The 277-nt window shown below is 52.7% G+C and carries 1 pseudogene; it reads left to right on the forward strand.

What is annotated here, in order from left to right:
* Positions 1-258 (forward strand): annotated as a pseudogene (locus H1B37_RS33230) (ISAs1-like element ISRba7 family transposase); the annotation flags it as partial.
* Positions 259-277: the final 19 nt, after the last annotated feature.

Genomic DNA, 277 nt, shown 5'->3' on the forward strand with positions numbered 1-277 from the left:
CCGGCACGTGTAGGTGAATTCGCAAATAGCGCTCGTCGCCACTGGGGCATCGAAAGCATGCACTGGGTTCTCGATGTTGTGTTTCATGAGGATTCGAGTCGGCTCCGAACCAAAAACGCTACGTCGAATATGAGCTTCACTCGTCGGTTTGTCACGACGCTTCTCAAGCGAGACACCCGGAAGAAGAGTCTTAGGCGGAAACGGAAAATCGCCGGCTGGAACACCGCATTTCTCGAAAAACTCCTGTTTGCAGCCTAATTTTGGTGCGATCGTCGTG

The sequence above is a fragment of the Stieleria mannarensis genome (genome assembly GCF_014154935.1).
GTDB lineage: Bacteria > Planctomycetota > Planctomycetia > Pirellulales > Pirellulaceae > Stieleria > Stieleria mannarensis.